The following is a 22844-nucleotide window of genomic DNA, read 5'->3' as shown; positions in this document are numbered from 1 at the left end:
GGTCGGTACGCCTGCGCCGGGCGACCCGCAGGCAATTCAACCAGCGAGTACTCGTGAGGAGGTGCGCGACGGCGACAGCCTCGTGGGTGCACACGCCGACCGCGTGCGGGTGCGCAGCAGTTTGGTTCCGATGACAGCGACCAGATACATCACCAGCAGACGAAAAACCTGCATGGTCACCACCATCGGACCGGCTCTCGAGTCCGCCGCCGTTGCCAGCACCGCGTAGATCCCGCCCGGCGTGGTCGCGAGATATGCCTGTGGAAAAGAACCCTTGGCCCAGTACGACACCAGCACCGCCAACCCGACACATCCGCCAATTGTCATGCCGATGAAAGCGCAGGTCAGCGGCAGCAGCCGGACAAAATGCCGGATGGCGCCGCGGGTGAAGGAGCCGCCGGCTTGCCAACCGATCACGACGTAGGCGGCCGTATTGACCATGGACGGCACCCCGAGGACAAGGGCGCCCTGCGCGGCGATGGCGATCGGCAGCCCGGCGAGCATCGGGCCCAGCAGGAATGGTGCCGGCCAGTTCAGTTTCAGAGCGGCGTACCCGGCGGCGGTAATGACCGCTGCTGCCGACGCCGAGCTGAACACCGACACCCTGCCCTCGGCTAGGTGCGGCACGCCGGACGGCGTTCCGACGAGACCGAGGACGGCGGGGAGGGTCAACGTGACCACCACCAGTCGCAGGTATTGCGATAGCGCCACGTAGCGGTGGTCCACTGGCAAATCGGGCGCCATTGTCGATATGCCGCTTGCACCGCCGGCCAGCGTGGACAGCAGCGCGGTCGCCGGCGACAGCGTCCTGGCGACCCGAACCAGAATCAGAGTGCACAACAAGCAGACGATCAGCGTGACACCCGAACACACCGCCGCCATACCCAGATAGCGGACCACCGTCGACGCGGCCTCTCCAGCCAGTGGCGCGGTGGCCAGCAACCCGATGCAGCCCTGCGCCGGACGTAGCAGAGCGCGGGCTGGGATCAGCTGACGGCCGGTCAGCACCGCGACAACCCCGGCGCTTATCAATGCGCCGATCAGCCATCCCGACGGCACCCGTAGCTCCGAGAGCAGCCAGCCCAGCGCTGCGGTCAGCAACAGCGTGCACGCCCCGGCCCGCATTCAACCCGTCCGGTCGCTCAGATCGGCAAACACATAGCCGTCGAACAACTTTCGTGCGGTGCTGCGCACCGCCGCCCGCAGTCCGAAGCCTCCACCGGGAGGAATGATTTCGATGCTCATCAGGCCCGCAGGATGCTCGACCACAAATTCACCGGCCCGGAAAGGCTGTTCGAGTTGTCTGGCGACCACCGTATCGCCGACCGCGGCCGCTGTTGCAAGACAGATAGCTCCGGACACCGCGTGGCCGGGATGGCAGCTGTCCGGCACGAAATATCGCGAGCGAATATGCCCGCGAACCGATTTGGACACCAGCATGACCTTCGGCACCACGCACCCTCGGGAATCGCCCAAGCCCATCGCCAACGCCGCTCGCAGCCGCACGTATTCCAGCCGCTCCAGCAGAGCTCGATCATTGTTGAGCTGGCGCGGTGATGCGTCACCGGCGATCCCGAACCCGTCGGCTTCGGCGATCACCGCGCACACTCCGGCGTCGATCGCCGTAATCCGTACTCCTTGAACGAGGTCGACGGGTCTTCCGGTGGGGAACAGCATTCCTGTCCGCCCGCCGCAGAAGTCGTCGAAGACCATGTCGATCGGCGCGGCATGCCCGATGCGCCCATCGGGTGTCGGCACCGAAACGTCCACCACAGCACCGGTATTCACCAAATGCACCCGCATCGCGGTGTTTCCGTCGGCGGGCGCGACGAGGCCCCGTTCGATCGCGAACGGTCCGACCCCGGTGAGCAGATTCCCGCACGTCGGCGTCCAGTCCACCCGCGATGTCGCGACAGCAACCTGAGCGAACAGATAATCGACGTCGCAATCCTCGCGGCTTGACGGGCCGACGATCGCCACCTTGCTGGTCGTCGAGGTGCCGCCGCCGAGTCCGTCGACCTGCCGGCCGTCCGGCGACCCCATGAGGGCCGGAAGCAGCAGATCCGGGTGCAAGCCGGTTCCATCCAGATCCGCCCTTAGTAGGTAGACCCCTCTGGACGTACCGCCACGCATCATCATGGCGCGCAGGGAAATCACCACATCTCTTTACGGGCTCTGGCCCCGGGCGTGCATTCACCGATCCACAAGACTTGACAAACGCCGCAACGCCTATCGTTGGTGTCCATGAGTCTGAAGCGACGGATTCCACTACTCCGCTGGTCCGTGTGGCGGATGGCCCCCGCTATCCGCAATATCAACACCACCGGCCAGATCGGCGACGGGCGCGAAGCGGCGGCGGTCGACTACGTCCTGCGGCACGCCACTGCCGGCGACGTCGACGACGTCCTGTCCACCCTGGACAAGTTCGCCTACGAAGAGTCGATGCTGATCAACATCGGTGATGAAAAAGGGCTGCTGCTCGACGCCGCGGTACACAAAGCCGCTCCGAAGCTGGCACTCGAGCTGGGCACCTACTGTGGTTACGGCGCGCTTCGGATCGCCCGCGCCGCACCGGACGCCAAGGTGTACTCGGTGGAACTTGCCGAGGCCAACGCCACCAATGCCCGTCGAATCTGGGAGCATGCCGGGGTCGGGGACCGGGTCACATGTGTGGTCGGCACCGTCGGCGACGGCGGGCGAACCTTGGACGTGCTTGCCAATGAATACGGATTCACCACTGAGGCACTGGATTTCGTGTTCCTCGACCACGACAAAGACGCCTATTTGACCGACCTGCTCAGCATCCTTGACCGAGGCTGGTTGCACGCGGGCTCGATTGTGGTTGCCGACAACGTCCGGGTGCCCGGCGCCCCCAAGTACCGGGAGTACATGCGTAAGCAGCAGGGCGAGCACTGGCAGACCATCGAGCACAAGACTCATATGGAGTACCAGAGCCTGGTGTCCGACCTGGTCCTCGAGTCGGAGTACTTGGGCTGACGCGGCTACTGAGCCCGCGGGTGGGCCCCGGCCCACACTTCGCGCAGCGCGTGCACGGTCACCAGGGTGTAGATCTGCGTGGTCGTCACCGACGCGTGCCCGAGCAGCTCCTGCACCACGCGCACGTCGGCGCCGCCCTCGAGCAGGTGGGTGGCGAAGGAGTGACGCAGCATGTGTGGCGAGACACCCGAGGTGATCCCGGCCTGCTCGGCGGCTTCTTGCAGAACCTGCCATGCGCTTTGCCGCGACAACCGCCCGCCGCGCGCATTGAGGAAGATCGCCGGGGTACCACGCCCGCGGCGCGCCAACTCCGGACGCCCTCGCACCAGATAGGCGTCCAGCGCTTGCACGGCGGGACGTCCCACCGGCACCAACCGCTGTTTGCCGCCCTTGCCGTGCAGCAGCACGGACCTGGCCTCGGTATCGATGTCGTCGACGTCGAGGCCAACGGCCTCCGAGATCCGCGCTCCGGTGGAGTACAGCAGCTCGAGCAGCGCCCTGTTGCGTAACGTCAGCGGACCGTCGGCAGGGCTGTCCCCGCCCGCGCCTTCCAGCAGCGCCAGCACTTCGTCGATGGTCAGGCTCTTCGGCAGCCGACGGCCCGGTGTCGGCGGCCGGACGGCGCGCGCCACGTCCAGTTCGGCCAGCCCTTCGGCGGCGGCGAACCGATGCAAACCGCGCACCGCGACCAGCGCCCGGGCCGCCGACACCGCGGACAGCGCCGCCGCCCCGGAATCGGGATCCCCACGGCGCAATGCCACCAGGAATTCGCTGACGTCGGTCTCGCCGACCTTGGCCAGATCGTGAATCCCGCGCTCCGCCAAGTGCTTCGAGTAACGACGCAGGTCGCGGCGATACGAGCTCAGTGTGTTGGCCGCCACACCCCGCTCGATGGTCAAATGGTCCAGGTAACCCTGCACTTGCGATTCGAGCGGCAGCGTCGTCCCCGTCGTCACGTTCTGGCCTGCCGGGCCGCGAACGTCGTCGGCTTGTCGGTCCATGGGCTGTCCAGTTGACGCGCCTTCGCGAAACCGGTCGTCACGGCATATGCGGCCAAAATGCCCGCAACCGCAATGGCATTGACGACTTCGCCGCTGAGCACCTTGCGCGCGGCCTCGGCAAGGGGATACCACTGCAACGTCATGTCGGCTTCTTCGTCATGCGCCTCGGGCCGATCGACCTGGGTGAGCCCGGTGGCCAGGTAGACCCGCACCGACTCGTCGCTGAACCCTGGTGTCGAGTCGAGATCGACAAGCACCCGCCAGGTCGAGGCCTCCAAGCCGGCTTCCTCTTTGAGCTCTCGGGCGGCGGTGAGATACGGCGCCTCGCCGTGCACGTCGAGCAGTCCGGCCGGCAACTCCCACAGCCGGCGACCGAACGCGTGCCGGTACTGGTAGATCATTGGGATGTTGCCATTGTCATCGAGCGCCACCACGGCCACCGCGCCGAAGTGCTCGACGACCTCCCTGGTGACAATTTTGCCGCCCGGCATGCGAACCTGGTCTCGGCGTAACGCGAATATCTTTCCGGTGTGCAGAGTTTCGGACGACGTCGTCTCGAAAACGTGCTCAGCCACGGGTGGCAGGTTCGGGTAACGGCTGTGCGACACCGTCTCGATGCTGATTGCCGTTGGACGCTTGCTCCGGGACTTCTGGGATATCGACGGGCAGCAATTCGGCGTTCTTGTATTCGATTGCCGCTGCGACGAACGCGACGAACAGCGGGTGCGGCCGGGTGGGTCGGCTCTTCAACTCTGGGTGTGCCTGGGTGCCGACGATGAACGGATGCACGTCCGGCGAGTATTCGACGAACTCGACGAGATGCCCGTCGGGGGACGTGCCCGAAATCCTCAGGCCTCCTTCGGCGATCCGCTCGCGGTAGGCGTTGTTGACCTCGTAGCGGTGCCGATGCCGCTCGGAAACCTGGGTCGCCCCATAGGCTTGCGCCACAATCGAGTCCGGTTCCAGCACCGCCGGATAGGATCCCAGCCGCATGGTACCGCCCAGATCCGCCTCGCCCGCCACGATCTGCGTCTGATCGGCCATCGTCGAGATCACGGGATCTGGTGTGGCCGGTTCGAATTCGGCCGAATTGGCCTCGGTAAGCCCGATCGCGCGGGCGGCCTCGATGACGATGCACTGCAGGCCCAGACAAAGCCCCAGTACGGGCAGCCCGTGCGTTCGGGCATACCGAATGGCGCCGATCTTGCCCTCGATCCCCCGGATGCCGAACCCGCCGGGCACCAACACACCGTGCACGTCGGCCAGTGCCGCCGCGGCCTCACTTGGCGTCTCGCAGTCGTCGGAAGCCACCCAGCGCATCTCTACTTTCGCGTGGTGCTTGAACCCGCCGGCGCGCAATGCCTCGGTGACCGACAGGTAGGCGTCGGAAAGCTCAACATATTTGCCTACCAAGGCAATTCGGACATTGTCATGCGGCTCGTGAACCCGTCTCAGCAGGTCGTCCCATTCGGTCCAGTCCACGTCCCGGAACGGCAGGTTGAGCCTTCGCACCACATAGGCGTCCAGTTCTTCGCGATGCAGCACCTTGGGGATGTCATAGATCGACGGTGCATCCGGGGTGGAGATGACGCCGTCGATGTCGACGTCGCACATCAGTGCGATCTTGTCCTTCAGCGCTTCGGGAACGTTTCGGTCGCTGCGCAGGATGAGCGCATCCGGTGTGATACCGATGCTGCGCAACGCTGCCACCGAGTGTTGGGTGGGCTTGGTCTTGAGTTCGCCCGATGGAGCCAGGAAGGGCACCAGCGACACATGGAGGAAGAAAACGTTCTCCCGGCCGAGGTCGTGCCGAACCTGTCGTGCCGCCTCCAGAAAGGGCTGAGACTCGATATCACCCACGGTGCCGCCGATTTCGGTGATGACGACGTCGGGCCGGTTACCGTCCGCATCCGGTTCGGCCATCGCCAGGATGCGTCGCTTGATCTCGTCGGTGATGTGCGGAATGACCTGGACGGTGTCGCCGAGGTATTCGCCACGACGTTCCTTGGCGATGACCGTCGAATACACTTGCCCGGTAGTGACATTCGCCGAACCGGACAGATCGCGATCCAGGAACCGCTCATAATGCCCGACATCGAGGTCGGTCTCGGCGCCGTCCTCGGTGACGAAGACCTCCCCGTGCTGGAACGGGTTCATGGTGCCCGGGTCGACGTTGAGGTACGGGTCGAGCTTCTGCATCGTCACATGCAAGCCGCGGGCAGTCAGCAACTGGCCGAGGCTACTGGCGGTCAGACCCTTGCCGAGCGAGGAAGCTACCCCACCGCTGACGAAGAGGTGCTTGGTGGCGGTTTGCGGGTGCTTTCGCACAGGCGACCTCCGTGAAGACGGGCAGGGCTTTGGTTTGCCTGGGGACATACCAGCTGGGCCTGCCGACCACGGAATCCCACCCTAACACCCGCGACGCGGCGCCGCGGCGTACACGCCCGGGCGCGGGGAATGCCCTGCTGACGGCGCCCTAGTTCGGCACGCTGACGGACGTAGCCCCGTGCCCGGTGCCGTACTGCCCGGTGTGGCCGCCGTTGATCAGTTCGTGCAGGCCCAGAATCGCGGTGATGCGTCCCGCCTCGGAATCGACGTCGTCGACGGTGCTGATCGCGCTGGCCATGCCGCCGTCTGCGCGGGTCACCGAAACCGCTGCGGTCCCGGTCGCCGAACCGTCCCGGCCGGCGAGCAGCGTGCCAGACCCGTGCGGCGCCAGCGCGGCCGCAAACCGGGCGACGCTGGCCCCCTGATTGCCCGCATCCGGAGGCAGACCGCCCCCGGTGATGACGATCGCGGCGTTAGCCGCCCCGAAGTGGTCGCTGGGCTGATAGGTGATGAAGCCGGTGTCGCGTAGCGCCGCCAGGACCGTGGCACGCTGGGTCTCGTCGATCGCCGGCGCGGACGGGTTGGCGTTGAGCAACAACGCGATGCCCAGCAGGTCGCCGGCCTGCGAACCCTGATCGACCAGCTTTGTGCTCAACTGTGTACCGGCCGGCAGGATCGACGAGTTCACGACGGTAAGCAGTTTTTCCGCCGAGTTGGCCTCGACGAATTCCTGGGTCAGCGACACGGTCCCGACGACGGTACCGCCAGCCTGAGCAACGTTTCTCGACACCGCGGCGATGTCGTCGTCTTTGGCGTCCGGGGTGCGGAAAAGGACTATCGACTTGCCCGCCAGCGCGTCGCGCATCATCCGGCCGGCCAGCTGGCGATCGAAGTTGTTTGCCGCACTGAGCTTTTGGGTCAGCGCATTCTTCTGGTCGTTGAGGCCGTTGATTTGCGTGTGCAGGTCGCGCTTCTCGTCACGCAGGCTGGACAACAGGGTGTCCGACAGGAAGCCGGAACCCAGCACCACCCCGATGGCCAGCGCCAGGAAGACCGCGGCCAGCGAGATCGCATGTTGGCGTAACGAGATCATGAAATTGCACGTCCTAAGACACCAGGTGCTGCACCCAGAAGGAGGAGCGGTTCCAATAATCGACAACGAAATGCAGCACGGTCGCATCGGTGCGTGACACCCACAGGGCGACGATGACGGCGATCAGCATCGTCAGCGCCAGCAGCGCGATGGCTCCCCCGGACATGTGGTTGCGGTACAGCGTGGCAACGGCCCTGGCATCCACCAGCTTCTCCCCTACCCGCAGCCGGGTGAGGAAGGTCGACGGGTTGCTCTGGGTCCGCGTCCGGTCGAAGAAGGTCTCGATGTTGGCCGTGTGACCGGCGGTGACGAGCAGCGCTGCGCCGTGATGATCGGCCAGCAGCAAGGCCAGGTCGACTGCCGAGCCGGCGGCCGGGAATGTCATCGCTCCGACACCCAGGTCCTGAATTCGCTCCAGGCCGGGCGCGTGGCCGTCGGCGTCGGCGGGCAACACCACCTGCGCACCGGACTTCAGGGCGTCGGTGCTGATCTGGTCGGGATCGCCGACGATGATTTGCGGCCGATAACCCGCCTTGCGCAATACGTCCGCACCGGTTCCGACACCGACCAGCACCGGTTGGTACTCCTTGATGAACGGCTTGAGGGCTCTGAGGTCGTCGGCGGCGGTGGGCTCGTCGGCGACGATGACCACGTGCCGGCGGCGCAGGTCGACATCGATGTCGGGGATGCCGATGCCGTCGATCAGCAGCGGGCTTTCGCTCTTGATGAACTCGATCGTGTTGCCGGCGAACGCCTCCAAATGGGCGGCCAGTCCACCTTTGGCCTCTCGCATCAGGTCGGCGATGTCGTGGTCGGTGCGCTGGGTGCCGCGGACCAGGCGGCGGTCACCGGCATAGACCCCGCCCTCGTGCAGGCGGATCTTGGCGCCGTCCTTGACCTTCTTGAAGACCTCCGGACCGGTCTCGTCGATCAGGGTGACCCCGTTGTTGACCAGTACCTCCGGGCCCAAGTTGGGATAGCGGCCGGAAACCGACGGCGATGCGTTGACGACGGCGGCGATGTCGGCTTCGACGAGCGCATCGGCGGTGATGCGGTCCAGGTCCAGGATGTCGAGGACCACGATGTCGCCGGGGCAGACCCTGCGCAGCAACCGGTCGATGTTCCTATCCACCCGAGCGGTACCGACAATGCCCGGCCGGGTGGTGTTACGAGTCAGAAGTGTGGACATCCTCATGGGGTGCGATTCTGTCCGTCAAGCACGGGCGTGGCGTGGAGGCGCGCCGTAACATCTGCCTCAGAAGTTATCTAGTGTCACATCCGTAACAGTTTCATTTCGACGAGGGTGCGCAAATGTACGCATCTGATGGGGTTACGGCGTACATTTGCGCACGCTCGCGGCTAGGAGAGAGCGTCGTTCTGGGCGGTGTCGAGTAATTCGCGGGCATGCGCGCGGCCGCTGTCCGACTCGCCGAGCCCGGCCATCATCCGGGCCAGCTCAGCAACCCGGTCGTCGTCGGTCACTCGCTGCACGCCGCTGGCGCCCTTGGGCCCGGCGTGCACGACCAGGTGCACGTCGGCATACGCAGCGACCTGCGGCAAGTGAGTGACCACGATGACCTGATGCGTGCGGGCCAGCCGCGCCAGTCGCCGCCCGATCTGCACCGCCGCCCGGCCGCCGACACCGGCGTCGACCTCGTCGAACACCATCGTGGTACCTGTCGCGGACGCGGCCAGCACCACTTCCAGGGCCAGCATCACCCGGGATAGCTCGCCGCCGGACGCGCTCTTGGCCAGCGGCAGCACGGTCATGCCGCGGTGTGCGGCAAAGCCGAACTCAACTTGGTCCACCCCGTCGCCGCCGGCCCGAACCACGTCGCCGGAGCCCAACATCAGGGCGGCCTGGTCGTCGGGCTCAACCGGATCGGTGACGACGGCAATGGTGAATTCGGCGTCACCCATCGCCAGTGCGGACAGCTCCGCGGTCACCTCCTTGGCCAGCCGCTTGGCGGCTTTGCGGCGCGTCTTGCTCAGATCGTCTGCGGCTCGGGCTAATTCGCGTGCCAGCTCGTCAACCCGACGTTCCAGTACCGCCAACCCCTCCTCGGAGACGTCGAGTTGGGCCAGTCTTTCGCGCGCCTGGCCCGCCCACTGCAGCACCCCGTCGATGTCCGCAGCGTATTTGCGGGTCAGCGAGCGCAGCTCGGCTTGACGGGCCAACTTGGATTCGAGCGCGCTGGCGTCGGTCGGCAGCGCTTCCAGATAGTCGCCGAGTTCGCGGTTCGCCTCGACGATCACGGTCAGCGCCTCCCCGATTTGCTCGGCGAGCGCCCGCAGCGTCGCGTCATCGGTCGATTCCAGCGCAGCCCTTGCCCGCCCCAGCCGGTCGGTTGCCCCGAACTCGTCGTCGGACAGCGCCGCGCGCGCACCATTTGCAGCCTCGCGCAGCGTGTCCAATTCGGACAGCCGGATGATGTCGGCAACCAGCGCGTCGTCCTCTCCAGGCTCCGGGTCGACGGTGTCGATCTCGTTGAGCGCGAACTTCAGCCTGTCGGCCTCCTGCGCGAGTTCTCGCGCCCGGCTGCGACGGTCGCTGAGATCGCGCCGCGCCGTCAGCCAGGCATCGCGCAGCTTGCGATAACGCTCGACCGCCGGCCCTGCGCCTGCGAAACGGTCCAACGCACCGCGTTGCTCCTCGGGCCGCATCAACCGCAGCTGGTCGTTCTGCCCGTGCAGCGTCAGCAGTTCGGTGGTGAAACCGCTCAGCGACTTGGCCGGCACACTGCGGCCGCCCAGATACGCGCGCGACGGTCCGTCGCGGCTGACCGAGCGCAGCGCGATCACGCTGCCGTCCTCGTCGCGCTCGGCGCCCGACGAGTCCAGGATCCGGTCCAGCTGAGCTGTTACGGCGTCGTCGAGATCGGTTGTGGTGAACCGACCTTCGACGACGGCGCGGTCGGCTCCCGAGCGGACCCGAGTGGCGTCCGCGCGGGCACCGCCGAGCAGGTGCAGCCCCGTCACCACCATGGTCTTGCCGGTGCCGGTCTCGCCGGTCAGGACAGTCAGGCCGCGGTCGAACTCGGCCGTCGCGACGCTGATGGCGCCCAGCGACTCGATGCGGATCTCAGTGAGCATTTACTTCCCGCGCCAGCCGGTCACCGGCAACCGGAACTTGCGCACCAAGCGGTCGGTGAACGGCGCGCTGTCCAGGCGTGCCCATTTGACCGGTGTGCCGCAGCGGGTCACCTCGAGTCGGCCGCCGGCGGGTATCACCATTTCTCGCCGGCCGTCGCAGAACACCAGGGCGTCGTGGCCGGTCGCTTCGGTCTCGATCGCGATGCAGGCATCGGGGCTGGTGACCATCGGCCTGCCGAACAGCGCGTGAGCGTTGTTGGGTACCACCAGGATCGCTTCCAGGTCGGGCCACAACACCGGCCCGCCCGCCGAGAACGCGTAGGCGGTGGATCCGGTCGGCGTGGATATCAGTACCCCGTCGCAGCCGAACGTCGACACTGGACGGCCGTCGATTTCGACTACCACCCCGAGCACGCCCCACCGCGGCCCCTTCTCCAGGCTGGCCTCATTCAGCGCCCAGCCCTCCTCGATGACCCGCCCCTCGTGGCGCACGACGACATCGAGCGTCAGCCGCTCCTCCACCCGGTAGTCGCGCGCGATGACGTGTTCCAGCACCCGATCGATGGCCTCGGCCTCGGCTTCGGCCAAAAAACCGATCCGGCCCAAATTGACGCCCAACACCGGTATGCCCGCGTTGCGGGCCAGCTCGGCCGCGCGCAAGAACGTGCCGTCACCGCCGAGCACCACCACCAGCTCGCAGCCCTCGGCGGCGTGCGGGTCGGCGTCGACCACCTGGATGTCGACGCCCAGCGCGCGCATATCGTCAGGAGCCAGGTGCAGCGATCCCCGGTCAACGGCCTCCGCGGACAACACGCGCAGCCCAATTCCTTTGTCGCCCAATACTTTCTCGACACGACGTGCGGTATCGGTGGCTTCGTCGCGCCCGGTGTGCACGATCAGCAGCACGGTACGTTCAGCGGTCATCTCGGGCCCCCTTCGATGGCCCGGCGGACCGCATCCGCGAGTCCGTCGCCAACCAGTGCGCGATCGGTTTGGACGCGCAGCCACAGGAAATATTCGACATTGCCCGACGGACCCGGTAGCGGGCTGGGCGCCACACCGACGGTGTGCCAACCCAGCTCCGCGGCGCGCCGCGCCACGCCCAGCACCGCGCCAGCTCGCGATCCCGAGTCGCGGACCACCCCGCCGGAACCGACCTGGCCCTTCCCCACCTCAAACTGCGGCTTCACCATGGGAACGATATCCGCGGTAGGCAAAGCGCATCCAGCCAGCGCGGGCAACACCGCGGCCAGCGAGATGAACGACAGGTCCGCCACCACCAGGTCAACCTGACCGCCGATCGCCACGGGCGTCAGGTCGCGGACGTTGGTGCGCTCCACGACCGCCACCCGCGGATCGCTGCGCAGCGACCAGGCCAGCTGCCCGTACCCGACGTCTACGGCGACCACCTCGGCGGCCCCGCGGTCCAGCAGCACCTCGGTGAATCCGCCCGTCGACGCACCGGCGTCCAGGCAGCGCCGGCCGTCGACGGCGATGCCGAAATCGTCCAGCGCGCCGATCAGTTTGTGCGCTCCCCGCGACACCCAGGCGCGTTCGCCATCGTCCTCGACCGTCAGGGTGGCGGTGACCGCGACGGCGGTCCCCGGCTTGACCGCGGGCAGGCCGTCGATGCTCACCTTGCCGGCACCGATCAGCTCCGCGGCCTGCTGACGGGACCGCGCCAGGCCACGGCGGACCAGTTCGGCGTCGACGCGAGCACGCCGAGGCACGCGCGCACTCAGCCCTTCTCCGCCGACTCCAGAGCCCGCAACAGCACGTCGTGCGCCTCGGAAAGACGACGCGCGATCTCTTCGAGCTCGGCGAGAGATGGCCCCTTCTCGTCGTCGGCCGGATGGGCGGGATCGGGCAACTGGGCCATCAGCGCCTCGATTTCGGCGCGGATCTGGTCGGGATCGATAGTCATTGCGCTCCTACGCTAGTCACCGGCTAGTCGGTCTGCACCAGGGACCAGCGGCGCAACGCGTCGCGGGCGCGGTCGTCGCCGGCCTCAATTTCCACCGATCGGTCTGCTTCCCACACCGCGCTGGCCACCGCACGCACGATCGACAAGCCGTCACCGTCCCGGTCGCCGTCCGCGCTGACCGTCACCGCGTGGTCGCCGACGTCGACGCGCCAGTCCGGCTGCGGCCCTACCGCGAGCAGCTTGGCCTCCTCGTGCAGACAGCGCAGATCCTGGCCGATATAGGTGGGCCGGTGGTCAGGCTCAGCGAAGACCGCGTCGCGCGCATTGTTGACCCCGGTCAGCACCATCAGGCTGGGCAGCCCCGCCGCGTTGGCCCCTTCGATGTCGGTATCCAATCTGTCCCCGATCACCAGCGGCGCGTGGAAGTCGCCGCGGCCCACTGCATCGGTCATCAGTTGTGGCCCTGGCTTGCCCGCTACCTGGGGTTCGGCACCCGTGGCGGTGCGCAGCGCGGCCACCAACGACCCGTTACCGGGCAGCAAGCCGCGTTCGGTGGGCAGAGTCGGGTCGACGTTGGCCGCCACCCAAACGGCGCCGGCCCGGATCGCCAGCGCCGCCTCGGCCAATTCGGACCAGCCGATGGTGGTGGACAGCCCCTGCACAACAGCATCGGGTCGGTCCTCGAAGCGCCGCACCGGGCACAGGCCGACGGCGGTGATCTCGTCGGCCAATGTCTCGGTGCCCACGACCAGGACCCGGGAACCCGCCGACAACTGACCCGCCAGCAGGTGCGCGGCGCTTTGCGCACTGGTGACGACGTCGTCGCCGGAGGCGGAGAACCCGAGTTCGCGCAGGTGCGCCGCGACCTCCCCGGCGCTGCGCGATGCGTTGTTAGTGACGAACAGCTTGCGGCTGTGTATCTCGGCCAACGACTGCACCGCGCCGTCGGTGGGCTGACGGCCGCGAAACACCGTGCCGTCGAGGTCGATCAGTAGGCAGTCGTATTCCTGCGCAATGCTTTTCGTCACCCGAGCTCGCCGACCCGCTCTTCGGCGTCGGTGACGCCGTCGACGTCGGCGCTGGCGGCACGCAGAAACCATTGCAGCGCTTCGTCTTTGCGGTCTAGCGCCAGCAATGTGTCGGCGTACGCGTAGAACAGCCGCGCGGCCGTCGAGCCGGTGCGGGCGGGGTCCAGCTGCGGAGTGGACAGCACGGTCAGCGCCTGTTCCAGCTGTCCCAGGTCCGCGCGGGCACCGGCGGCCACGATGCGCAACTCGTCGGCGTCGTCACCGGTGAGCTCGGCCGCTTCGGGTCCGCGGGCCAGTTCGATGGCTCGCTGCGGTCGCCCGAGCCCGCGTTCGCAATCGGCGATCAGGGCCAGCAGTGGGGACTTGCTGCCCATTCTGCGGGCAGCCCGCAATTCGGCCAGCGCCTGTGCCCAGTCGCCGCAGTGGTAGGCAGCAATTCCGACGGCTTCGCGGATCGCCGCGATCCTGGTGGCCCTGGCCCGCGCCGCGCGTGCGTGGCTCAGGGCGGCTTCCGGGTCGTCGTCGATCAGCTCGCCGGCGGCAACCAGGTGAGAGGCGACCACCTCGGCGGTGGCACGGCCCAAGGTGCTCAATTCGCGCCGGATTTCCGGTGCCAGTTGCCTTGCGTCCACGCCCGGTGGCAACGGCGGGCCGTCCTCAACGGCGCGGTCGCCGTTAGCAGGAGTGCTCTGCGGTTGGACTGGGCGCGCCCGACCCGGACCCGACCAGGCTTTCGCTTGCGGTCGTCGCTCACTATGTCTGTCGTCACCCACTTCGTCAAGGTTACGGACAGCCCAGCCGCGCCGCGCTACAGCCTTTCTATCCCGGCGATATTGCGCTTGCCCCGGCGAAGTACCAGCCAGCGGCCATGCAGGAAGTCCGACGGCTGCGGGGTCCATTCGTCGCTCTGGACGCGGAGGTTGTTGACCGACACACCGCCTTCGCCGATCGTGCGACGCGCCGCTTTCCGGCTTTCGGACAGGCCGCTGGCCACCAGCAGGTCGACGATTCCGTCGGGACTGCCGGGCTTGAGCTCGGCGACGGTCGTCTCGCGCAATGCCGCGCCCAGCGTCTCCTCGTCGAGGCGGCTTAGCTCGCCCTGGCCGAACAGCGCGCGGCTGGCATGCTCGACGGCTGCGGTGGCGGCCTCGCCGTGTACCAGCACGGTGAGTTCAGCGGCGAGTCGGCGCTGGGCCGCACGCTGTTGGGGGCGCTCGGCGGTGGCCTGCTCCAGCTCGGCCAACTCATCGGACGACAGGAAGGTGAACCACCGCAGGTAGCGGATCACGTCAGCATCCGCGGTGTTGACGAAGTACTGGTACCAGGCGTACGGGCTGGTCATCTGCGGGTCCAGCCACAAGCTGCCGCCGCCGGTGGATTTCCCGAACTTCGAGCCGTCGGCGGCGGTCACCAGCGGGACGGTGAGTGCATGCACCGCCGCGCCCAGCTTCTGGCGGACCAGGCGCACACCGGCGATGATGTTGCCCCACTGGTCGGAGCCGCCGATCTGCAGCGTGCAGCCGTACCGCCGGTGCAGTTCCACGTAGTCGTTGGCCTGCAGCAGCATGTAGCTGAACTCGGTGTAGGAGATGCCCTCGCCGTCCAGGCGGCGCCGGATCGTGTCGCGATCCAGCATCACGTTGACCGAAAAGTGCTTTCCGATGTCACGCAGGAACTCGATGGTGGACATGGCCCGCGTCCACTCGAGGTTGTTCTCGACGATCGCGCCGGTGGCTGATTCGTCGAAGTCGACGAAGCGCTTGAGCTGTCCGCGGATCCGGTCGGTCCATTCGGCGACGGTGGCCGCCTCGTTGAGGGTGCGTTCGCCGATCTCCCGCGGATCACCGATCATGCCGGTGGCGCCGCCGGCCAGCACGATGGGACGGTGACCGGCCCGCTGGAACCGGCGCAACGCCAGTAGCGGCACCAGATGCCCGGCATGCAGGCTGGGCGCCGTGGGATCGAAGCCGGCGTAGACCGTCATCGGCCCGCGCTGCGCTTCAGCTGTCAGCGCTTCGAGGTCGGTGGATTGCGCGATCAGCCCGCGCCAGCCCAGCTCGTCGACGATCCCGGAAGTCTCAGACATCGCGCAGAACTCTAGTCGCTGGCGCCTGCGGCCGGCGCTCGCGGACTTCGCCGGTAGGCCGATACCTCGGGCCGGCCCGCGAGCCACAACCGCCACGGCCGGTCGGCGGCCTGACTGATCCCGACGCGCGGGCCGGCCACCGCCGCGACCGGCTCGTTGAGCTCGAGGGTTACCGGACTGGCCGGATCAAACACGTCGATCCCGTTGTCGTCCATGGTGATTCCCAATGCTGAGCACAGGTTGCCCGGCCCGCGGGCGAGTGCGGCCGTCCGAATCAGTTCGCCGCGCCGGGAGCGGGCGACGTCGAGGCCGTCCTCGATGGCGCAGGCCCGCAGCAGCACCGCGGCGGCGGTGCCGTCGGGTCCGCAGGCGACATTGGCGCAGACGTGGATGCCGTGGCTGCGGTAGGTGTAGAGCCGCCCGGGTGGCCCGAACATAACCGCGTTGCGGCCGTTGGGGCCGCGATATGAGTGGGCCGCGGCGTCCGGCCAGGGCCCGTCGGGAACCCCGCCGTAGGCCTCGACTTCGACGACGGTGGCACGCACACCCCGCCCGGCGATGGTGGCGCCGAGCAATCGATGTGCGGCAGCCACCGGGTCGACGTCCAGTTGCACAGCGCTCACCGGTCAGATTGTGCCCGGCCCTTGACAACGCTCTGCCAGAGGGCGATTATTCATCATATGATGACTTCATCGCACGATGAATTATTTCGAGCCGAGGCTGATTCCGCGGTCAGCATCAAGCACCTGAGGGTGATTCGCGGGAAACGGCCCGCGCTGCACGACTTCTCGGTCGACATCGCGCGCGGCACCATCACCGGTCTGCTCGGCCCGTCGGGCTGCGGCAAAAGCACGCTGATCCGCAGCATCGTCGGCACTCAGATCGTCGCGTCAGGCAGCGTCACCGTGCTCGGCCGCCCCGCCGGCTCCGCGGACCTGCGCCACCGGGTCGGCTACCTGCCACAGGACCCGACCATCTACCCCGACCTGCGGATCGTCGACAACGTCCGCTACTTCGCGTCGCTCTACGGATTCGACGCCGACGCCGCCGACGAGGCCATCGATCGGGTGGGCCTGACCGATCACCGAACCGCATTGTGCCGCAACCTGTCCGGCGGTCAGCGCACCCGCGTGTCGCTGGCCTGCGCACTGGTCTGCCAACCCGAGCTGCTGGTGCTCGACGAACCCACCGTGGGCCTGGATCCCGTGCTGCGCGTGGACCTTTGGAAGCAGTTCACCGACCTCGCCGAGGGCGGAACCACCCTGCTGGTCTCCAGCCACGTGATGGACGAGGCCGACCACTGCGGCGACCTGCTGCTGATGCGCGAGGGCCACCTCGTCGCCCACACCACCCCGACCCAGCTACGAGAGGACACAGGATGCACGTCACTGGAGGAAGCGTTTCTGTCCATCATCCGGCGCAGCACCGAACTCCAAGCCGGGTAGGGCTTGTCGGACAACTGAAGCCGTACGCGGCCACCACGACGCGGATCCTGCGTCAGCTGGCCGGCGATCACCGCAGCGTCGCGATGATCCTGGTGGTACCCCTCGTGGTCATCACGTTGATGTACTTCATGTTCGAAAACGCCCCACACCGGCCCGGCGCCCCGACGCCGTTCAACAATGCCTGCCTGATCCTGCTGGGCCTCTTTCCGCTGTTCGTGATGTTCATCATCACGTCGATAACCATGCAGCGGGAACGGGCCTCGGGAACCCTGGAGCGCATTCTGACCACACCGTTGCGCCGGCCCGACCTGCTGCTCGCCTATGGCACCGCGTTCTCGGTCGCCGCGGCCGCACAAGCCAGCCTGGCTTGCGTGTTCTCGTTTTGGCTACTGGACTTCACCACCGCCGGCAGTCCCATCTGGGTGTTCGTGATAGCGATCGTCAACGCGATCCTGGGCGTGGGGCTGGGACTACTCTGCAGCGCCTTCGCCCGCACCGAGTTTCAGGCCGTGCAATTCATCCCGCTGGTGATGGTGCCCCAACTGCTGTTGGCCGGGGTGATCGCCCCACGCAGCACAATGCCACACTGGCTGCAATGGATCAGCAACGCGATGCCGGCCAGCTACGCGCTGGAAGCCCTGCAACAGGTGGGCGCACATCCGGAACTGACCTACATCGCCGTTCGCGACATCGTCGTGGTGCTGGCATTTGCCCTCGCGTCGCTGTGCCTGGCGGCCGCGACGCTGCGCAGACGGACACCGTAACGCGTTGACTACCAAAGCAACTCGCAGGCGACCCGGCCGCCCCGCCGGCAATTCGGACACTCGCGACCGCATCCTGGCCAGCGCACGGGAGCTGTTTGCGCACAACGGAATCGACCGAACCTCGGTACGAGCCGTGGCTGCCCGGGCGGGTGTGGATGCTGCGCTGGTGCACCACTACTTCGGAACCAAGCAACAGCTTTTCGCCGCCGCCATCCACCTGCCGATCGATCCGATGGAAGTGATCGGGCCGATGCGGGAAACCCCGGTCGAGGAACTCGGCTACAAGCTGCCGTCGTTGTTGTTGCCGTTGTGGGATTCCGAACTGGGCGCCGGCCTGATCGCGACGTTACGGTCGCTGATCTCGGGCTCCGAGGTCAGTCTGGCACGCTCGTTCCTGCAGGAGGTCATCAGCGTGGAAGTCGGTTCACGCGTTGACAATCCGCCGGGAACGGGCAAGATCCGTGCGCAATTCGTCGCATCCCAGTTGATGGGCGTGGTGATGGCGCGCTACATCGTGAAGATCGAGCCGTTCGCGTCGCTGCCGGCCGACCAGATCGTGCAGACCATCGCGCCGAATCTGCAGCGTTACCTCACCGGGGATCTACCGGACGGCCTCGCGCGATGAGCCGGGCGTGCTCGTCGTCGTCGACGTCCCGCGCTTCGTCCACCAGCAGCACCGGGATGTCGTCCTCGACCCGATAGGCGCGTCGCAGCCGCGGGTTGTAGAGCACTGCACCGTGACCGTCGTCGCTGAGCACCAGCGGGCCCCGGTCAGCCGGGCACACCAGGATGTTCAGCAGCGAATCGTCAAGCATCGCTTCGCCGATGGTCCCCGATCAGCTCTGACCGTGCCGCCGGAGTCAGCCGCCGGAACTCTTTGCCGTCCGCGTCGAAGAACCACGTCTGGCGTCCCGCTTTGGGAATGCCGGCCGCCCGCAGAGCGCTGACGTCGGGACGGTAGGTGGTGAGGCTGAGCGGCAAGTCCGGCACCACGTGCACGATGTCGGGTCCGCGCCCGACGGGCATGTGGGCAATGGCTTCGGTCAAACCGGCCGCTGTGATGGTGGCGCCCGGCAAGAGGGCTACCGCCGCAACCGCCACCTGTTTGGTCCCCACCGACACGCTGTACGTCGCCGCGAGGTCGACGCCGTTGATGCAGCCAAGTGCGTCGGTGACCAGCTCTGGATAGACGATGCCCCGCTTGCTGTGGATCACCGAACCGCGCCTGCCGGCCAGCCAGTAGTCGCCGTCTTCGTCGCGGCGGAACAGATACTCGGTCGATATCCAGGTATCAGCGGGTGCGAAGACACCGCGCTTGACCGACGCGGTCGGATCGATCGGGCCGTTGGACTGCGCGAGCAGGACACCGATCTGGTTGACGTCGGCGACCTGTACGAAACCGCGGTCGTCCTCCAGGATCAGGTCGTGTTCGGCGTCGTAGGCGCCGAGCTCGACGCGGCCGGCACCCGGCAACGGACGCCCCTTGCTGCCGATCTTGGCGCCTGAGACGTTGGCCAATACCGCCTGCCCGTCGGTGGTGGCGAAGAACTCGACGACGTGAGCAGGCGCGAATGCCTCGACCACCCGCTGCCACAATCCGGTCGGCATCCCGGAGCCGATAAACAGCCGCACGGGATGGTTGCCCTGTAGCACGAACGCCGGATCGTCGACGACCTCGCGCAGCATGGCCCACGTGTACGAGACAACCGTGACGCCGTATTGCCGTATCTCTTGGACGAACCGGTCCGGGTGCAGTCCACGCGACAGCGCGATGCGGGTGCCGCCGACGACTGCGCCGCCCAGGTTGACCAACAGCGCCGATTCGTGGTGCAGCGGCGTCAAGCAGTAGACGGTGTCCTTACGGTCCAGCGAGGCCGTCGATGCGGTTCCGAACGCGGACACCGCCCAGCGGTAGTTTGTGATCTGCTTGGCTACCAGCTCGCCGCTGGCGGTGGTAAAGGCGATGGCCGCCAGGTCCCGCGCCAACCCTGGGTTGGGCCGGTACCAGGCCGGGAGTTCGACGGCGTCGGGGTCGATCTTCTCCATGTCGATGACGTCCGCGTCCTCGGGAAGGTCCAGATCGCGCGACTCGCCACCACCCAGCACCAGAACCTGTCCCGGTTGTTGACGGGCGGCATCGAGATTGGTGGGGTCGGTCAGGATCTCGGTGACTCCCCCGAGCCGGATCGTCGCGGCCAGGTCGGCGTCGGGCCGCATTACCACGGCGACGGCCCCAAGCCGGGACAGCGCGGCGATCGCGACCAGCGCACTGGGCCGCGTCTCCATCAGCACGCCGACCCGGTCGCCTTGCCGCACCCCGACCTCGATCAGACCGCGAACCACGTTGTTGATACGCCGATTGACGGCCTCGTAGGTGTGCACGCGTCCGTCGAACAACAGGAATTCGCCCTGTGGGGCCTCGTGTGCCTGCTCGTCGATGATGCGGCCCAACGAGATTCGGGTGTGGTCGTTGAGCTGTCCCAGCCGGGCCAGTCGCGGCAACGTCCGGGCCGTCTCCACGGCGAGGGTCCGCATCGATTTGTTGGCCGCGACCACCGCCTCGGCCGTACCGCGGGCCAGCGCCAGCGCCGCTTCGGACACTTCGCCCAAACCGTGGGCGAGCCGGGAGCTGAATGCGACTCCGCTGTCGTTGTGCTCTTCCGGCTGGTCGGCCATCAGGTCGATGTTGTCCGGCTTGTCGCCGCCGTCGGACACCCATCGCACCCACTGCGCTACCGTCGGCCAGCTTTCCTTGGCCGCCCTGGATCCCACGACCAGACCGAAATGCCCTGTGCGGATTGAATATTCGAATACCTCGGCATTGGGTGCGGCTCGGCGGATGCCGCGCACCGAAGCCGGCTGGCCGATGTCGTCGACCTCGCCGACGAACGCCAGTACCGGGCAGGTGATGTCGGTGAGGGTCACCATCTGCCCGTTGATGGCGAAACCACCGGTCATCATTCGGTTGTGGGCGATGAATTGCTTGAGCAGCTCGGAGATCGCCGGGCCGGACCAGGCGATCCAGCCTTCGCGCTCGAGGAACCTGCGCTGCTGTTCGCGCGGCAGCAGCGCCTCGCGATCGTGCAGCTGACGCACGAAGTCGACCCGGGCCTTGGCGGTCTTGAGCGGGTCCATCATCTGAAAACCGGTACGCGCCATCCAGCTTGGGATACTCAAGCGGTTGAAGACGTGATCGGCCATAAAATCTGCAATGGCGGGAGCCATGTTCGCCGGCAAGCCCATAGGCAGCGCCGCGAGCGTGTCCACCGGGGAGCCGAACGTGACGATGCTGGCGAGGTTCTTCGAACGGCGATATGCCGCGACCTGATAGCACCACATTCCGCCCTGCGAATATCCGACCAGGTGAATGTCTCGGCCGGTGGCGTCCCTGACCGTGCCGATCGCCTGACTGAGTGCCACGATGTGGTCGGCCAGGTTCCGCCGCATGCCGCCCTCGACCTTGTCCGGCGAGCCGAAGTCGATGACCCAGGGATCAAGCCCGTTGGCGTGCAGGATCCCCACCGCGCCGTCCTGGCGGGTGACGTCCCACATGTCCGCCGACATCATCATCGGGTGCACCATCAGCACCGGTGGGCCTACCGGCGCCTTCCCCGGCCGGCTGTCCGGCGGAAAGTACCGCTTGAGCTTGTACATCGGCACGCTCTCGACGATCTGGCACGGCGATGGGACGCTGCCAGTTTCCAAGCCCCCCAATCGAAGGACTTCCAAACCGTTCTGTGCCGTTGCAACCAAACGCTCGACGGGTCGTGTGACAACCGACAAATTGAGATCCACTACTGCTCCTGGTGCTCCCTGCAGTCCTAGACAGCGTGGTCATCATGGCACATCTGCGGGTCCCGCGGTTTTCGTCCGACCGGGTGCAGGACGCCGGGTGACGCGGGTTTGCTCTCGGGGCGTTTGTGCCGTTTCGGCTTAGACTTCTGCGGTGTTCTCGGAGACGCGCTATGCGCTGAACGGGGATTTGCGCGTCGCGTATCGCACGACACGTCCAGGTCCTCGCGACATCGTCGTCGTCACGGGATGGTTCACAAATAGCGAGATCTTCCCGGAACTGCCGTCCGTCCAGGGCTGGGTCGAGGCGATGACATCGCTGGGGCGACTGATCTTCTTCGACCAGCCGGGTACTGGCGCATCCGATCCCGTCACCGTGAGTGCGCCGCCGACGCTGGAGCAATGGGCCGACAGCATCACCGCGGTCCTCGACGATCTGGGCAGCAGCGAAGCGGTCCTTCTCGTGTTCGGCGGCGCCTTGTCGCCAGCGGCCCTGTTTGCGGCAACTCATCCGTCGCGCACCACCGCCCTGGTCGTGCTCGAAGGCTATGCGGATCCGATGACGGAGCGCAGGGATGGGCTTGACTCGAAGCAAGTTCTTGCGGACATGGTCGACGGGTGGGGAACCGGCGAATTCCAACATGTGATCAATCCGGACATGCCCTGGAACGAGGAGATCCGGGCAAGCTGGGCACGACAAGAGCGGCTGGCAGCCAGCCCAGGGACGGTAGCGCTCATGCTGCCTCTGGTAGCCGAGTTGAACGTGCGGGCCGTCTTCCCGGCAATCCGCGTGCCTACGCTAGTCGTCCAGCACACCGAGGACCCGTTCATCCCGCCTGAGTGGGGTAAGTATGTCGCCGGTCAGGTCCCCGACGCCAAATACGTTGACGTGCCGGGTCGCAACATGTATCACTTCGTCGAACCCTGGCGGGCGTCCTTCGAGAAGATCTACGAGTTCCTCACCGGCCACCAGCCCGAGGTTGCCGATGATCGGGTTCTCGCCACGGTGTTGTTCACCGACATTGTGGATTCGACGCGGCGGGCTGCGCAGGTGGGTGATCGGGACTGGCATGCCTTGCTGGACGCGCACGATGCGGTGGTGCGCGCGCAGTTGGGTCGGTTTCGGGGTGGTGAGGTCAACACCTCGGGGGACGGTTTTTTGGCGGTGTTCGACGGTCCGCAGCGCGCGATCCGTTGTGCGGTGGCGATTCGCGATGCGGTGCAGGCGTTGGGTCTGCAGGTGCGCGCGGGGTTGCACACCGGTGAGTGCGAGGTCCGCGGCGACGATATTGG

Annotated in this window: 22 protein-coding genes; 5 read left to right on the top strand and 17 right to left on the bottom strand. The window is 66.8% G+C overall.

Annotated elements, in window-relative coordinates:
* Positions 1-36 precede the first annotated feature (36 nt).
* Entirely contained in the window at positions 37-1125 is a 1089-nt protein-coding gene (locus tag A9W99_RS13985) for an AbrB family transcriptional regulator (RefSeq protein ID WP_067378566.1), read from the bottom strand.
* Positions 1126-2157 (bottom strand): PrpF domain-containing protein, encoded by a 1032-nt coding sequence (locus tag A9W99_RS13980; protein WP_253869840.1) that lies wholly within the window; start codon positions 2155-2157, stop codon positions 1126-1128.
* A gap of 87 nt (positions 2158-2244) precedes the next feature.
* On the opposite strand from A9W99_RS13980, the gene A9W99_RS13975 reads away from it, so the two are divergent.
* The gene (locus A9W99_RS13975) at positions 2245-2997 is read left to right on the top strand and encodes an O-methyltransferase (protein ID WP_067378563.1); all 753 of its coding nucleotides are present in this window, start codon (positions 2245-2247) and stop codon (positions 2995-2997) included.
* A 5-nt stretch (positions 2998-3002) separates the two neighbouring features.
* Here the strand turns inward: A9W99_RS13975 and xerD are convergent, their stop codons facing one another.
* The 13 genes from xerD to A9W99_RS13910 all read right to left on the bottom strand — a co-directional run bounded on the left by xerD (position 3003) and on the right by A9W99_RS13910 (position 16173).
* Positions 3003-3998, bottom strand: a complete 996-nt coding sequence (gene xerD / locus A9W99_RS13970; RefSeq protein ID WP_067378559.1) for a site-specific tyrosine recombinase XerD — start codon at positions 3996-3998, stop codon at positions 3003-3005.
* Positions 3950-4573 (bottom strand): NUDIX hydrolase, encoded by a 624-nt coding sequence (locus A9W99_RS13965; protein ID WP_067378557.1) that lies wholly within the window; start codon positions 4571-4573, stop codon positions 3950-3952. Before A9W99_RS13965 ends, xerD begins: the two co-directional genes overlap by 49 nt.
* Positions 4566-6326: a CTP synthase gene (locus tag A9W99_RS13960; RefSeq protein WP_067378554.1), complete on the bottom strand. Its 1761-nt coding sequence runs from the start codon at positions 6324-6326 to the stop codon at positions 4566-4568. The genes A9W99_RS13965 and A9W99_RS13960 overlap by 8 nt, the downstream gene beginning before the upstream one ends.
* Before the next feature lie 148 nt (positions 6327-6474).
* Positions 6475-7419 carry a copper transporter gene (locus A9W99_RS13955; RefSeq protein WP_067378552.1) on the bottom strand — a complete coding sequence of 315 codons (945 nt, stop codon included), beginning with the start codon at positions 7417-7419 and terminating at the stop codon, positions 6475-6477.
* A gap of 13 nt (positions 7420-7432) precedes the next feature.
* Positions 7433-8614: a putative cytokinetic ring protein SteA gene (gene steA, locus A9W99_RS13950; protein ID WP_067378549.1), complete on the bottom strand. Its 1182-nt coding sequence runs from the start codon at positions 8612-8614 to the stop codon at positions 7433-7435.
* A 164-nt stretch (positions 8615-8778) separates the two neighbouring features.
* Positions 8779-10512: a DNA repair protein RecN gene (gene recN, locus A9W99_RS13945; protein ID WP_067378546.1), complete on the bottom strand. Its 1734-nt coding sequence runs from the start codon at positions 10510-10512 to the stop codon at positions 8779-8781.
* Positions 10513-11436 (bottom strand): NAD kinase, encoded by a 924-nt coding sequence (locus tag A9W99_RS13940; protein ID WP_067378545.1) that lies wholly within the window; start codon positions 11434-11436, stop codon positions 10513-10515.
* Positions 11433-12242, bottom strand: a complete 810-nt coding sequence (locus A9W99_RS13935) for a TlyA family RNA methyltransferase (RefSeq protein WP_067378543.1) — start codon at positions 12240-12242, stop codon at positions 11433-11435. Before A9W99_RS13935 ends, A9W99_RS13940 begins: the two co-directional genes overlap by 4 nt.
* 8 nt (positions 12243-12250) lie before the next feature.
* Positions 12251-12436 (bottom strand): hypothetical protein, encoded by a 186-nt coding sequence (locus tag A9W99_RS13930; RefSeq protein WP_067378541.1) that lies wholly within the window; start codon positions 12434-12436, stop codon positions 12251-12253.
* A gap of 23 nt (positions 12437-12459) precedes the next feature.
* On the bottom strand, positions 12460-13464 hold the full coding sequence (locus A9W99_RS13925) for an HAD-IIA family hydrolase (protein WP_067378537.1): 1005 nt from the start codon (positions 13462-13464) through the stop codon (positions 12460-12462).
* Entirely contained in the window at positions 13461-14237 is a 777-nt protein-coding gene (locus A9W99_RS13920; protein ID WP_082929991.1) for a hypothetical protein, read from the bottom strand. Before A9W99_RS13920 ends, A9W99_RS13925 begins: the two co-directional genes overlap by 4 nt.
* Before the next feature lie 35 nt (positions 14238-14272).
* Positions 14273-15550, bottom strand: a complete 1278-nt coding sequence (gene tyrS, locus A9W99_RS13915) for a tyrosine--tRNA ligase (RefSeq protein WP_067378533.1) — start codon at positions 15548-15550, stop codon at positions 14273-14275.
* 11 nt (positions 15551-15561) lie between these two features.
* Positions 15562-16173: a DNA-3-methyladenine glycosylase gene (locus tag A9W99_RS13910; RefSeq protein WP_067378531.1), complete on the bottom strand. Its 612-nt coding sequence runs from the start codon at positions 16171-16173 to the stop codon at positions 15562-15564.
* Between the two features lie 57 nt (positions 16174-16230).
* Between A9W99_RS13910 and A9W99_RS13905 the strand changes: the two genes are divergently transcribed.
* Genes A9W99_RS13905 through A9W99_RS13895 form a run of 3 tightly spaced genes read left to right on the top strand, consistent with a single transcriptional unit; the run spans position 16231 to position 18384 of the window.
* Positions 16231-16995 (top strand): ABC transporter ATP-binding protein, encoded by a 765-nt coding sequence (locus A9W99_RS13905; protein WP_067378528.1) that lies wholly within the window; start codon positions 16231-16233, stop codon positions 16993-16995.
* The gene (locus A9W99_RS13900) at positions 16929-17759 is read left to right on the top strand and encodes an ABC transporter permease (protein WP_082929990.1); all 831 of its coding nucleotides are present in this window, start codon (positions 16929-16931) and stop codon (positions 17757-17759) included. Before A9W99_RS13905 ends, A9W99_RS13900 begins: the two co-directional genes overlap by 67 nt.
* Positions 17760-17763: 4 nt before the next feature.
* Positions 17764-18384, top strand: coding sequence for a TetR family transcriptional regulator (locus A9W99_RS13895; RefSeq protein ID WP_067378520.1), 621 nt, complete (start codon positions 17764-17766; stop codon positions 18382-18384).
* Here the strand turns inward: A9W99_RS13895 and A9W99_RS13890 are convergent.
* Positions 18350-18574 (bottom strand): Trm112 family protein, encoded by a 225-nt coding sequence (locus tag A9W99_RS13890; protein WP_067378517.1) that lies wholly within the window; start codon positions 18572-18574, stop codon positions 18350-18352. The genes A9W99_RS13895 and A9W99_RS13890 overlap by 35 nt on opposite strands.
* Complete coding sequence (locus tag A9W99_RS13885) at positions 18567-21578, bottom strand: acyl-CoA synthetase (protein WP_156623094.1); 3012 nt, start codon at positions 21576-21578, stop codon at positions 18567-18569. The genes A9W99_RS13890 and A9W99_RS13885 overlap by 8 nt, the downstream gene beginning before the upstream one ends.
* A gap of 127 nt (positions 21579-21705) precedes the next feature.
* On the opposite strand from A9W99_RS13885, the gene A9W99_RS13880 reads away from it, so the two are divergent.
* Positions 21706-22844 (top strand): adenylate/guanylate cyclase domain-containing protein (locus A9W99_RS13880; protein ID WP_067378512.1); only part of this gene is annotated, 1139 nt, incomplete at its 3' end.

Origin of the sequence: Mycobacterium sp. 1164966.3 (genome assembly GCF_001665395.1) — a bacterium.
Lineage (GTDB): Bacteria > Actinomycetota > Actinomycetes > Mycobacteriales > Mycobacteriaceae > Mycobacterium.
The sequence above is the reverse complement of the archived record's forward strand: the minus strand, read 5'-3'. Positions and strand labels throughout refer to the sequence as shown.